Genomic DNA, 12,222 nt, shown 5'->3' on the forward strand with positions numbered 1-12,222 from the left:
GGCGTCGCCGTCGGCTACTTTTGCTGTTGCTCACCCTCCACCCACTGCTGGTAGGTGATGCGGCTGATGTGCTCAGTACGATAGTCGTCGAGAAAGCGGTTGTGCTTGTTTTCTTCGGTGTGATGATGACGGAAGCCACACTTCGCCTGGGCAGCCTGTGACTGGCTGTTGTCAGTGTAGTAGCCACACCACAGTGCCTGCAGTTTCAGGGTTTCGAAGGCGTGGCGCATGACTTCCCGCACAGCCTCCGGAACCAGGCCTTTGCCCCAGTAGGGAACCCCGATCCAGTAGGAAATTTCACCTTCCTGTTCACTGATCTCGAAGTTGCTGTTACTGCCAGTCAGCAGGCCGACACAGCCTACGGCACGTTGATTCTGCTTGAGTTCAAGGGCGTACACTTCGGGGTGGTTGAACACTTCGCGAATGACCTCGCGGCTGTGCTCCACACTGGTGTGCACAGGCCAGCCCGCAACGGGGCCGACGCGCTCGTCCTTGGCATATTCGTACAAATCAGCAGCGTCGCTCTCCAGCCAAGGGCGAAGCAGCAAACGTTCGGTTTCCAATTTCATGTCCTGTACTCGTGTCTGGTCCGTGGGCCAGCGTATGGCCGACTGGCCACGCGGTAAACGTCACTACCTTGGCATTATCGGTACTTTTCGAAACTGCACGGGTGCTTGATGTTAGGCTGTTGGCTCTATCTGGCGGTGGTACCGAGTGCGATGCATCACATTCCGAAACTTTACGCGGCTGGTGATCCGATCCAGACAGGTGAAAGCACGCTTGCCGATGGGCAGGGGGCGCCACTGTCATTCGGTCATGCCTATCTGACACTGCTTGTGTGCCTGTCCGGGGCTGCCCGTTTCACGCTGAACTTCAAAGAACATGCTGTCAGGCGCGCAGATGTGCTGGTGCTGGCCGAAGACACCATAGCCTTGCTCAAGTGTCGCTCACGATGCTTCAAGGTGTTTTTCTGCCTGATACCACAAGCACTTGCTGCCGAGGTCGCCTACCCACTGCCCAATTCATTGTTCGTCTTTCTGCACGACCATCCGCACTGTGTACTTGCCGAAAGCGAGAGGCCGCTGCTGGAAGGGTGGATGGGGCAGATGCGCGATATTGTGCGGTGCTGTGCCACTTATCAGCACATCATGCTGCGCAACCAGCTACAGAACCTTTTCCTGAAGATTGCCGAGCAGCTTCCCGTGTTACCGACAGCAGGCAGGGCGTTCAGCCGCAAGGAAGCGCTGAGTTGGCGATTCTGGGAGCTGGTAGGCAAACACAGCACCCGGCAGCGCGAGGTTAAGTTCTATGCCGACGCGCTTAACATCACCCCGTTCTATCTGTCGCAACTGACAAAGGTGTATTTCAATGCCAGCCCGAAAGGTTTGATCGATCGGCAGGTGACCCTGGAAATCAAGGCACTGCTTTCCTACAGTAATCACGCTGTCGGGCAAATTGCCGATGCGCTCAATTTTGCCGACGCGTCTTACCTGTGCCGCTATTTCAAACGTCAGACCGGTTTTTCGCTTTCCAGCTACCGCAGGCAGGCGCAGAACGTGCAAGGGCAGGGCTGACGCTTGCACAGCGGCGCCTGCCGAGGGCGCTTAGCAGCGTGCTCGGCAGGCACGGTATGCTATGGCGAGACCAGCACATCACACTGCGATTCGTTCAGTACATGCTTGGTGACGCTGCCCACCAGCAGTTCCTCCAGCGCGCTTGCCCCCTGCTTGCCGACCACGATCAGGTCGCACTCCAGCTCCTGTTCCTGCTCGGCAATGCGCCAGCCAGGGTCGCCGTGCACGAGGATCTGCCGTGCATCGGCCAGGCCGGCAGCCTCACTCAGCGCCGCGAGCTGTACTTGTGCATCCTTGCGGATGACATTGCGGTAGTGGGTGAGGGTGTCGTGGTCGAGATGGGCGAAGCGCACGCTGGCTTCGAACGGGGCTTCGTACACATGCAGCAGAATGATCTCTGCTTGCGGGGCAATGGCCTTGGCCAATTCTAGGGTGCGCAGTGAAACGGACGAAAAGTCGACTGGCACCAGCACGGTGCGGTAGGCATCACGAGGGGCCGGCTTGACCACCAGCAAAGGGCAGGGCATGCGGTTGAGCAGTTTCTGCACGGTCGAACCCAGCAGCAGGCGCCGCGCCACGCTCTGGCCCCTGGCCCCACACACCAGCAGGTCGCTGTGCTTGTCCTGCACCACCCGGTTGATCTCCGTGATCACCGAGCCGCTGGCGACCTGCACGCCAGCGGAGATACCGTAACGCTGGAACAGCAGTGCTGCCAGTGCGTGGGTTTTCTCGCCTGCGCAATCCAGTACGCGTTTCAACAGATCGTCATCAGGCGTCACCAACTGTTTGAGGCGCTCGAAGGGTGCCGGGTTGGCAACGTAGAGCAGGTCCAGCGAGGCCTGTTGCGCATCGCTCAGGTAGGCAGCGCGCTCAGCGGCGTTGCGGGCATGTGGGGAAAGGTCGGTGGCAACCAGTATGTGTTTCATCGGGTTCATGTGGGGCTCCTTGGCCAAGGCCGCGCACAGCGATCAAGCGGTAAACCTTGAGCACTGTGCGCCTGGCGGTGCTTGAGTCATTCCTTGCGTGCAGCCATCGTCGCGCGAACCCGGCGCGAGGGCTTGATCTGGGTCAATGGCGTGTAGGTGTAGCGGCAGGTCATGCCGGCAACAGCACGCGCAGCAACCCCGTCACGACAATGGCAAATACCACCACCGGCAACAGGGAAAACCGCGCAGCGGCGTACACGGTAAGCCCCAGAGCAATCAGGTCGGCCGGGTGCCCGGAAACGAACTTGGGCGCGATCACGGCAATCAGCACGCAGCCGGGCGCGGCGTTCAGCACCTGGGTCAGTTGCGGGCCCAGGGTGCGGTTGCGCAGCAGTAAAAAACCCAGTGCACGGGTCAGGTAGGTGACCACGGCCATGCCAACGATGGTGACCAGCGTAGCAACGTCAATCATGGCTTGGCCCACAAATAGGCGGTCACCAGGCCGGCTACAGTGCCCGCGAGCACGTACCAGCCACCGGGGATCAGCAGGTAGAACAGCGCTGCGGTGAACAGGCTGAACAACCATGGCAGGGCAGCGTGTACACCTTTCCACAGGCCTTTGAGCAGTACCAGAAAGACCGCGGCGAAGGCCATGTCGAAGCCATAGCTGCGCAGGTCCCCGAGCAATGGCCCGATCTGTGTGCCAAGGCTGGTGAAGGTGACCCAGGTGATCCAAAGGGATAGCGACACGCCCATGAAATAGCACAGGCTGAAGCCACCACGCTGGCGTGCATCGGCCAGGCCCATGGCCCAACTCTCGTCACACATGAAGAACAGCGCTCCTAATGCCTTGGGTAACGGCAGGTGGCTCAAGCAAGGCGCCAGCGTCGCGCCCATCAGCAGGTGGCGGCTGTTGATCAGCAGGGTCATGGCAACAATCACAAGGATTGCTGGCGGTGAGGTCCACAGCTCGATTGCGGCCAACTCCGACCCGCCACCGAAGTTGAGGCCAGTCATCAGTGCCACTGCGCCGGCTGTCAATTGCTGCTGGGAAGCTTGCGCACCGAGTACCAGGGCAAAGGGGATGAACCCAAGCAATACCGGCAGGGCGGCAACGGCGCCACGGCGCAGTTCGGTGTGCGGCGTGGTGGCGGGTGGGTCGTTCAGTACAGGTTCAAGGGCATTCATGGTCACCTCCAATGGAGGCAAATTATTCCAATTAACGACTGAAATTGGCTTGCGCAGTTGCGCTGATGGGCAGAGCATTTGGCATTTGCTACCGACAATGTCGAAAAATAGGTTTTTCAATGCCAATCAAGCTAGATGCCATCGACCGCCGTATCCTCCGGGCGCTGCAGCGCGACGGCAGGTTGCAGAACCAGGAGCTGGCCAAACAGGTTGGCTTGTCTGCCTCGCCGTGCCTGCGCCGGGTACGCCTGTTGGAGGAGGCCGGGGTGATCCAGCGTTATGTGGCGCTGCTGGACCCGGCCAAGGTCTCGCTGGGCCTGACCCTGTTCGTAAGGGTGTGGCTCAAGCGTCAGGACCAGGAAACCACGGACGCATTTGTCGAGGCTGTGCGCCAGTTGCCCGAAGTGGTGGAGTGCCATGTGATGGCGGGCGATTGTGATTTGATGCTACGGGTGGTGGCAGCAGACCTGGAGGCCTATCGACGCTTCCAGGTGGCGCACCTGACCAGCCTGAGCGTGGTCCAGAACGTGAAGACCGAAGTCCCGATGGAAAAAATCAAGCTGACCACCGAACTGCCGGTGTAGCTGCAAGGCTGATGACTCAGAGCTGCCTCATCACCGTCTTGGCCCTTAGCCTTTCGGCCTGGACTTCCCAGTGGCTTCTGCCAGGAAACCGCACTCACTGTCGCAGCGCTGTCGGCCCTGCAACAGCAGCAGTTCGGTGAGCGTGTCCATGGCCGGTGTTGCCTGGCTGCCTTTACGGGTTACCAACTCGTAGGGGTCGCTGACCGAGGCCATGCTCAAGGGCAGTATGCTGACCTGTTGATTCATTGCACATTGCTGGGCCACGTCGATCGACACCAGCGCAACGAAGTCAGGACGGTTTTGCAACAGCGACAAGGTCGCCAGGATCGAAGTGGTTTCAACCAGGTGCAGCGGGAAGCGCAGCCCGGCATCGTGAAATTCGCGCTCCAGTTGCACGCGCATGGGCATGTTGGCCCGGTAGACGATCCAGCGGCTCTCGGCCAGGTCGGCAAGGCTCAGGCTTGGCGCATGCTTGAGCGGGTGGTCGATGTTGGCGATGACCGCCAGTGTCTCATCCTGGACAAAGGTGCTGGCGAACAGCTGCGGCGTATTGCTGACACTGGTGCGGCACAGGGCGATGTCCAGGCGGCCGCTCTCGATCTGCGTCAGCAGCGACTGGCTAGTGTCTTCGATGATTTCGAACGACATCTGTGGCTGGATGCTGGCCAGCTGTGACACCGCCTTCATCAGCAACGGCACCGCGCCCATGATCGCCCCCACAGCCAGCCGGCCGCCGACCCCACGCAGGATCGCATCCAGATCGTGCCGCAGGTTGGCGATATCGGTCTGCAACAGGCGTGCGTAGCGGATGGCGCAGTGCCCGGCGGCCGTGGGCTCCAGGCCTCGGTTGGTGCGGTTGAACAGCACAGTGCCGAAGGTGGTTTCGATTTCCTGCAAGGCCTTGCTGGCACCAGGCTGGGTAAGCCCGACGCTGCTTGCTGCACCGAGCAGCGAGCGGTGCTCGTCCAACTCGATCAACAAGCGCAGGTGGCGGGCGTGCAGGCGGGACATGATCGAATTGAGCGATGGGGTCATCTGGTATTCGTCCTGGTTATACCGATATGGATTGTTCTCAATACCATGGCCAGCCGCGCATTCCTATACTGGCGCTGCACAGTGTCGCATCCAGTGCGGCTGAAACGCCCAGAACAATAAAGCCAGGAGCCTGCCAAGCCTTATGTCCCTGATCAACTACATCACCCAGATCCAATTCGATATCGGTGCCATTGCCTGCCTGCCCGCCGAATGTGAGCGCATTGGTATAACCAGGCCTTTGATCGTGACCGACCGTGGCGTGCGTGCCGCCGGTATCGTCGATACGGCGTTGAACACCTTCGGCAGCACCACCGCACAACTGCCGATCTACGACGGTACGCCACCCAATCCCAACGAGCATGCCGTGCGTGAGGCCGTGGCCATGTTCAAGGCATATGGCTGTGATGGCATCATCGCCATTGGCGGTGGCTCGGCAATCGACCTGGCCAAGGGGGTGGCTGTGTGTGCCCGGCACGACGGCCCGTTGAAGGGCTTTGCGGTGATCGAGGGCGGCCTGGCCCGGATCACCCCGGCAACTGCGCCGGTGATTGCGGTGCCGACCACGGCCGGCACGGGGAGCGAGGTCGGGCGCGGTGCCATCCTGATACTCGATGACGGGCGCAAGGTGGGGGTGATCTCGCCCCATGTGGTGCCCAAGGCCGCCATCTGTGACCCGGCATTGACCCTCGGGCTGCCGGCACAACTCACGGCTGCCACCGGCATGGACGCGATTGCCCACTGCCTGGAAACCTTCATGGCACCTGCCTTCAACCCGCCTGCCGACGGCATTGCCCTGGATGGCCTGTGGCGGGCCTGGCGCTTCATCGAACGAGCCACCCGCGCGCCGGGCAACCTGGACGGGCGCATCAACATGATGAGCGCATCGCTGCAAGGTGCGCTGGCCTTCCAGAAAGGCCTGGGCTGCGTGCACAGCCTTAGCCACGCGCTGGGCGGGATCAACCCGCGCCTGCACCACGGCACCCTCAATGCGATCTTCCTGCCTGCCGTCATCCGCTTCAACCGCACGGCCGAAACGGTGGTGAGTGAACACAAGATGCAACGCATCGCCCAGGCGATGGGGCTGGCCGATGACAGCCAGATCGAAGATGCCATTCGCCACATGACCCGTACGCTGGGCCTGCCGACCGGCCTTGGCGAACTGGATGTCAACCCGGACCTGTTCCCACGCATCGTCCAGGGCGCGTTGGCCGATCACAGCCACCGCACCAACCCACGTGAGGCATCTGCCGAGGACTACCAGTGGCTGCTTGAAGCGTCCATGTAAGCCGTTACCTGCTGTTCAACCAATAACAACAAAAGTGAACGCCCATGAATACCAAATATGCGCAACCCGGGCTTGCCCGCGAACCTGAAGCGGTCGCCAGCTCGAACCCGTTCAGAAAGTACCAGGTCATCACCGTCAGCCTGTTGCTGGTGATCGGCATCATCAACTACGTCGACCGCAGTGCATTGTCGATTGCCAATACGTCCATCCAGCGCGACATGGGCATCACGCCGTCACAGATGGGCATTCTGCTGTCGGCGTTTTCCCTGGCGTATGCCTTTTCGCAACTGCCCTTGGGCATGATCATCGACCGCCTGGGCAGCAAGATTTCGCTGGGGGCGGCCCTGCTGGGCTGGTCGGTGGCACAGACGGCTTCTGGCCTGATCAACAGTTTTTCTGCATTCATCGGGCTCAGGGTGGTGCTGGGGATTGGCGAGGCGCCGATGTTCCCGTCGGCGGCCAAGGCGCTGGCGGAGTGGTTCGAGGCCGAGAAGCGGGGGACGCCGACCGGCATCGTGCTGTCATCGACCTGCATCGGGCCGTGTCTGGCGCCGCCGTTGCTGACGCTGCTGATGGTCACCTGGGGCTGGCGCGGCATGTTCATCGTCACCGGAGTGTTCGGCATTCTGGTTGCCGCCTGCTGGTTCGCCTTCTACAAAAGCAAGGCGCGGTACCTGGCTGAACTGCCTGCCGAGGCGCGTGAGCAACTGCTGGCGGCCCAGGCGCATAAACAGGCGGTGCCAAGCGCCAGGCCCAGTGTGCAGGCACAACTGGCGGCGTGGGCCGAACTGTTCCGCCACAAGAGCACCTGGGGCGCAGTATTGGGCTTCATGGGGGTGATCTACATGCTGTGGCTGCACCTGACCTGGCTGCCAGGCTACTTCGAGCGCGAGCATGGCTTGAGCCTGTACCAGACCGCCTGGGTGGTTTCACTGGCCTATGTGTTCGGCGCGTTGGGCACCATTGTTGCGGGCCGCATCTGCGACCGCCTGGTGAAGAACGGTGCCAGTGTGCTGGGTAGCCGCAAGCGGGTTGTCGTGACTGCGTTGCTCGCGGCGGCCGCATTCACCGTTCCCCTGTCGTTCGGTAGCGGCTTTCTGCTCAGTGTGGCGCTGCTGTGTTGCGCACTGTTCAGCGTGAACATGGCCAGCTCTACCGCATGGATGATCGCCAACACCGTGGTCGATAGCCAGCGCGTGGCCTCGTTTGGCTCGATCCAGAACTTCGGCGGCTACCTGGCAGGCTCTGTGGCGCCCATCGTGACCGGGTTCAGCATTCAGCAGACCGGGTCCTTCGCTTCGGCATTCCTGATCAGTGCCGCCGTGGCCGCGGTTGCTGCGATGGCTTATGTGTTGTTGTTGAAGCAGCCGGTTTCCACTGATCGCTGAGCATGTACCTGCAGGCGGATTTCATCAGGCAGTTCAATAACAATTTGTGATGATTTGCATCATGACAATATATTTCTCATTATCAATTTCAGGTCATAGCATCTGTTGCCTGCCATCGCCTATCTCAATGAGGTCTTGATGAACCGTTCGCTTTTCGTACACCAACGCACTGCAGCCTTGCTACTGCAACACTGGCGCAGCGGTGACCTGCTGACGGAACTGCCCGCCAGCCTCAAGCCCGAGACATTGAAACAAGGCTATGACAGCCAGGACCAGTTGTTTGCTGCTGCCGCAGGCCAGCGCGCCGGGTGGAAGCTGGGCGTCGGCAGCCCGGCTGGCATGCGTGCAGGCAAGTTGTCGCGGCCCTTGATTGGCCAACTGGAAGCGGGGCGTTGCCATGCCGATGGCGCACATATCCCGCTGCCAGCGGTTACGCCGGTGACCATCGAATGCGAAATTGCCTTCGTGCTGGACCGGGATATTCCTCCGCAAGCCGGGCGCGTACCGGTGAGTGAGGATATTCGCGCCACGTGCGTCACCTTTGAGGTGGTGCGCTCGCGCTTTGTCGACCGCAAGGCTGTCGGCTGGCCAAGTTTTGTGGCTGACAACGTGGGGTTTGAAGCATTGGTGGTCGGCAATAGCCTGGGCGCCGGTATCAATGTGCCGTTGCTCGCCGACCTGGCCGAAACCACCGAGGTGCATGTGGATGGTCAATGGCGCGCCGGTGGCTTGTCTGGCGATGCGGCCACCGACCCGCTGGTGTCGCTGGCTCACCTGTACGCGCACGCTGCCGAGCGTGGCCAGACCTTGAAGGCCGGGGATATCGTGACCACCGGGGCCATGTGCCAGCCGTTCGACTTGCATGAAACAGGCCACCAGGTCAGCGCCAGGTTCCTTGGCCAGGCCCTGACGTTCACGCTGTAACGGCCGACCATTGCTCGAACGCTGCCTGCATTCTTTGCCGGGTCTGTGGGTCGGCGGGGATCAGGTGTTCGATGCGCAGTGACTGCACGGTGACATCCTGCGGCATGCCAAAGGTGGTGAACGTGGACAGGAACCGCAGCTCACCATACGGGGTGTTCACGCGGGTCAGCAGCAGAGGGGTGGCTGTCGTCATCTGGCACGGGCTTGCCGGTGCCGGCAAGTCGCGCAAGCGCGCTGCCAGTGCCGGATTGCCTGCGGCCTCCCGGGAGGCACGTTGCCAGGCTGCAGCGCGGATTTCCGGCGCGTTGACCAAGTGATCACCCAGACCACCGGGGCACAGCAATGTCTGCAGCAGGTTGAGGCCGGTTGCCGGCTGTGCGCTGACACCGGCCATCGCCAGCAGCAGCCCGGTACTGGCGTTGGCGGCGATGACGTCCCAGTGGCTGTCGATGACGATCGCCGGAGCGGGGTTGTTCACCTGCAGAATATGCTCGATGGCAGTATTCACCAAGGCCAGTTCAGGCGCATCGAGTGGCGTGGCGGCGTAGCGGGGCGCGTATCCTGCAGCAACGAACACTTCGTTGCACCGCTCCAGCGGCGCATCCAGGGCCGAGAGGAGGGCATGCAACGTGCCTGGGCTGGCCTTGGCGCGTCCTGTTTCCACACAGCTCAGATGACGCTGCGACAGCCCCGTCAGCAGCGCCAGCTCCAGCTGGCTGAGGTTGGCCTGACGGCGCAGTTCGCGAAGATGCTGGCCCGCTGAGATGTGCGGGGCAGGGGTGCTGCGATGGAACAGATGCTGATTCATGCGTTGCCCTGATCGTCCTTGAGTGCAATGTCCATGACCTCACGGGTCATTGAGTGCAAGCAACCCTATCACTACTGTGCCGGCAAACCCTATCAAGGAGAGCTATATGGGCTTGCGTATCTGCGCGCTGGCAATACTGGTGCTGTTTTCGCTGTATACCGGCTGGACCATGCTGATTGCCGAGCAATCGCTGCTGGCATTCGGGCTGGCACTGCTGGCACAGCCGGACACGGCCCAGGTGCTCATCGACCTGTACCTGATGGCCGGGCTGGCCGGTTGCTGGATGGTGAGAGACAACCGCATGCGCGGCAGCGCCGGGATCGCGGTGCTGCCTTACCTGCTGCTGACCGTCGTGTTCGTTTCGCTGGGGCCGTTGCTGTACCTGGTGATCAGAGGCGTTGCCGAGGGGCGCCAGCCATGAGCAGTGCCTTGCAGGCCTATGCGCTGTGTGTGGTGGTGCTGTTCCTCAAGATGTTCCTGGTTTCCTGCTATCAGGGCTATCACCGCTTGCGCTTCGTCGCGTTCACCAACCCGGAGGACGCTGCCGTGTTCGGGCGCGTCGCCCAGGCCGCAGAACGCCCGCAGGTGATACGTGCTGCCAAGGTTTGGGCCAACGACCTGGAGAACATTCCCCTGTTCTTTGCCCTCGGCGGGCTGGCTGTTGCGCTGGAAGCCGCCACGCTACCGGTACTGTGGCTGAGTGTGGTGTTCACGGTTGCCAGGGTCCTGCACACGCTGGCCTACCTGCGCGGTTTGCAGCCCTGGAGAACGTTGTTCTATGGCATCGGGGTCATTTGCCTGCTGGGATTCTGCTCACTCATCACCGCGAGAATAGGCGGCTGAACCAAAATATTGCATGAGTGATCTTGATGCTTTCACATAGCAGTACTAATACTTAAGCACTGCCGAAGGGGATGATCATGCAGACACGCTTCGTTGTGGTTCCCGCAGTGCCACTCAAGAAAGAGGCTTATCCTCGGCGGCTTGGCTTTCCCGCCGCACTGGGGGAGGGTTACGACCTCTACGACACCCAAGACAAGATGCGTCTGAGCCTGAACTTTTCCACCCGTGCCCAGGCTGAGTTCGAATGTGCATGCCGCAACCGCTGTGCGGATGCCGGTGATGCAGGTCTTGCCGGCATCGGTTGATCGCCTGCAGTGGCCAGGTTCTTGTTCCTGGTGCTGCGTTACAGGGTCTTCGCGCTTGCCGGTTTGCCTGAACGGTTGAAACCCTGCGCGTCTAAAAAGTGCCGGCTAATGGGCGAGCGGTGCTTTGGCCTCGTACGGCCGTCATCCAATCGGCACATTCAAGCGTTAGCGTTGAGGCCGGAGCCGTTTCAGGGTTCCGGCTCGGCGTCTGATGGCACAGTCGATAAGCTCTACTGCGCGGCCTGCCATTCAATAGTCACAAAGTTGTAACACAGCTGATGCAAAGTGTGCCGGCCATCACATGGAGCACATTTTGATGAAACGCCTGATGAAGTCTGCTGCACTCGCCGTTGCCGTTTCCCTTTGCGCCACCTCGGCAGCCTTTGCTGCAGAAAACGTTCGGTTGACCGGTTCGGGCGCCAGCTTCCCTGCACCGATCTACCTGACCTGGTTCAAGGACTTCAGCAAGAACACGGCTGGCGTCACCGTCGATTACCAGTCCAAGGGCAGCGGCGCGGGCGTTCAGGACTTCCTGAACAAGACCGTCGACTTCGCCGCCAGCGACTCGGCCATGAGCGAAGCAGACATTGCCAAGGTTGGCGAAGGCGTGCAGTTGCTGCCAATGACCGCCGGTGAAATCGTCCTGGCTTACAACCTGCCGGGTAACCCTAAAGGGCTGAAGCTGCCGCGCGACGTCTACTCCAATATTTTCCTCGGCAAGATCACCCAGTGGAACGACCCGCAAATCGCGGCGGCCAACCCTGACCTGAAGCTGCCTGCCACCCCGATCACCGTGGTCGTGCGTGCCGACTCCAGCGGCACCACTGCCGTCTTCACCAAGCACCTGTCGGCCATCAACGCTGACTTCAAGCAAGGGCTGGGCGAAGGCAACACCGTCAACTGGCCGGCCACCGACAAGTTCATCAAGTCGCCGAAGAACGACGGCGTAACCGCCACCGTCCGCCAGACCCCGGGCGCCATCGGCTACATCGAGTACGGCTTCGCCAAGCTGGCCAAGGTCGACTTCGCCATGTTGCAGAACAAGGCTGGCCAATACGTCGTGCCGAATGCCGAGAGCGGTGCTGAAGCACTGGCGGCGGTGAACATGCCGGAAAACCTGGTGGCCTGGCTGCCTGACCCGGACGGTGCCAAGTCCTACCCGATCACTTCCTATACCTGGATGATTTTCCGCAAGGACAACGGCAACCCGGAAAAAGCCAAGGCCATGCGTGAAATGGTCGAGTACAGCCTGACCAAAGGCCAGACCATCGCCGACTCGATGGGGTACATCCCGCTGCCGCCGTCGGTAGTCGACCAGGTGCGTAAAGCGTCCGCCAACATCCAGTAATACCCAGGCGCTCC

15 protein-coding genes are annotated in these 12,222 nt (G+C 61.1%); 9 read left to right on the forward strand and 6 right to left on the reverse strand.

The genetic code is table 11. From position 1 onward, the window contains the following. Positions 1 to 14 precede the first annotated feature (14 nt). Complete coding sequence (locus LMH93_RS11050) at positions 15 to 569, reverse strand: GNAT family N-acetyltransferase (protein ID WP_003254143.1); 555 nt, start codon at positions 567 to 569, stop codon at positions 15 to 17. 150 nt (positions 570 to 719) lie between these two features. Between LMH93_RS11050 and LMH93_RS11055 the strand changes: the two genes are divergently transcribed. Further along, complete coding sequence (locus LMH93_RS11055) at positions 720 to 1,574, forward strand: helix-turn-helix transcriptional regulator (RefSeq protein ID WP_014753447.1); 855 nt, start codon at positions 720 to 722, stop codon at positions 1,572 to 1,574. Between the two features lie 59 nt (positions 1,575 to 1,633). Here the strand turns inward: LMH93_RS11055 and LMH93_RS11060 are convergent, their stop codons facing one another. The 3 genes from LMH93_RS11060 to LMH93_RS11070 all read right to left on the reverse strand — a co-directional run bounded on the left by LMH93_RS11060 (position 1,634) and on the right by LMH93_RS11070 (position 3,688). Then, positions 1,634 to 2,509 carry a universal stress protein gene (locus LMH93_RS11060; protein ID WP_012052064.1) on the reverse strand — a complete coding sequence of 292 codons (876 nt, stop codon included), beginning with the start codon at positions 2,507 to 2,509 and terminating at the stop codon, positions 1,634 to 1,636. 160 nt (positions 2,510 to 2,669) lie between these two features. Further along, entirely contained in the window at positions 2,670 to 2,972 is a 303-nt protein-coding gene (locus tag LMH93_RS11065; RefSeq protein WP_029380584.1) for an AzlD family protein, read from the reverse strand. Continuing rightward, positions 2,969 to 3,688, reverse strand: coding sequence for an AzlC family ABC transporter permease (locus LMH93_RS11070; RefSeq protein WP_004574220.1), 720 nt, complete (start codon positions 3,686 to 3,688; stop codon positions 2,969 to 2,971). The genes LMH93_RS11065 and LMH93_RS11070 overlap by 4 nt, the downstream gene beginning before the upstream one ends. Before the next feature lie 119 nt (positions 3,689 to 3,807). On the opposite strand from LMH93_RS11070, the gene LMH93_RS11075 reads away from it, so the two are divergent. After that, positions 3,808 to 4,272, forward strand: a complete 465-nt coding sequence (locus tag LMH93_RS11075; protein WP_019751139.1) for an Lrp/AsnC family transcriptional regulator — start codon at positions 3,808 to 3,810, stop codon at positions 4,270 to 4,272. A 45-nt stretch (positions 4,273 to 4,317) separates the two neighbouring features. Here LMH93_RS11075 and LMH93_RS11080 read toward each other — a convergent pair whose 3' ends face one another. Then, positions 4,318 to 5,307 carry a LysR family transcriptional regulator gene (locus LMH93_RS11080; RefSeq protein ID WP_212628469.1) on the reverse strand — a complete coding sequence of 330 codons (990 nt, stop codon included), beginning with the start codon at positions 5,305 to 5,307 and terminating at the stop codon, positions 4,318 to 4,320. Positions 5,308 to 5,449: 142 nt separating this feature from the next. Between LMH93_RS11080 and LMH93_RS11085 the strand changes: the two genes are divergently transcribed. The 3 genes from LMH93_RS11085 to LMH93_RS11095 all read left to right on the forward strand — a co-directional run bounded on the left by LMH93_RS11085 (position 5,450) and on the right by LMH93_RS11095 (position 8,904). Continuing rightward, positions 5,450 to 6,592: an iron-containing alcohol dehydrogenase gene (locus LMH93_RS11085; protein ID WP_230065162.1), complete on the forward strand. Its 1,143-nt coding sequence runs from the start codon at positions 5,450 to 5,452 to the stop codon at positions 6,590 to 6,592. Positions 6,593 to 6,636: 44 nt separating this feature from the next. Next, a complete protein-coding gene (locus tag LMH93_RS11090) occupies positions 6,637 to 7,980 on the forward strand; it encodes an MFS transporter (protein WP_070095498.1) in 1,344 nt (447 codons plus the stop codon). A 138-nt stretch (positions 7,981 to 8,118) separates the two neighbouring features. After that, positions 8,119 to 8,904, forward strand: a complete 786-nt coding sequence (locus LMH93_RS11095) for a 2-keto-4-pentenoate hydratase (protein WP_003254129.1) — start codon at positions 8,119 to 8,121, stop codon at positions 8,902 to 8,904. On the opposite strand, the gene LMH93_RS11100 is transcribed toward LMH93_RS11095, so the two are convergent. Beyond that, positions 8,894 to 9,712 carry a helix-turn-helix domain-containing protein gene (locus LMH93_RS11100; protein ID WP_003254128.1) on the reverse strand — a complete coding sequence of 273 codons (819 nt, stop codon included), beginning with the start codon at positions 9,710 to 9,712 and terminating at the stop codon, positions 8,894 to 8,896. The genes LMH93_RS11095 and LMH93_RS11100 overlap by 11 nt on opposite strands. Positions 9,713 to 9,818: 106 nt before the next feature. Between LMH93_RS11100 and LMH93_RS11105 the strand changes: the two genes are divergently transcribed. The 4 genes from LMH93_RS11105 (at position 9,819) to pstS (ending at position 12,208) form a co-directional block, all read left to right on the forward strand. Next, complete coding sequence (locus LMH93_RS11105) at positions 9,819 to 10,133, forward strand: hypothetical protein (RefSeq protein WP_014860441.1); 315 nt, start codon at positions 9,819 to 9,821, stop codon at positions 10,131 to 10,133. After that, entirely contained in the window at positions 10,130 to 10,555 is a 426-nt protein-coding gene (locus LMH93_RS11110; RefSeq protein ID WP_003254126.1) for an MAPEG family protein, read from the forward strand. The genes LMH93_RS11105 and LMH93_RS11110 overlap by 4 nt, the downstream gene beginning before the upstream one ends. 71 nt (positions 10,556 to 10,626) lie before the next feature. Continuing rightward, on the forward strand, positions 10,627 to 10,860 hold the full coding sequence (locus LMH93_RS11115; protein WP_014753437.1) for a hypothetical protein: 234 nt from the start codon (positions 10,627 to 10,629) through the stop codon (positions 10,858 to 10,860). A 316-nt stretch (positions 10,861 to 11,176) separates the two neighbouring features. Beyond that, positions 11,177 to 12,208 carry a phosphate ABC transporter substrate-binding protein PstS gene (gene pstS, locus LMH93_RS11120; protein ID WP_003254123.1) on the forward strand — a complete coding sequence of 344 codons (1,032 nt, stop codon included), beginning with the start codon at positions 11,177 to 11,179 and terminating at the stop codon, positions 12,206 to 12,208. The last annotated feature ends 14 nt before the right edge of the window (positions 12,209 to 12,222 follow it).

The organism is Pseudomonas sp. CIP-10, assembly GCF_020911845.1.
GTDB classification, from domain to species: domain Bacteria; phylum Pseudomonadota; class Gammaproteobacteria; order Pseudomonadales; family Pseudomonadaceae; genus Aquipseudomonas; species Aquipseudomonas alloputida.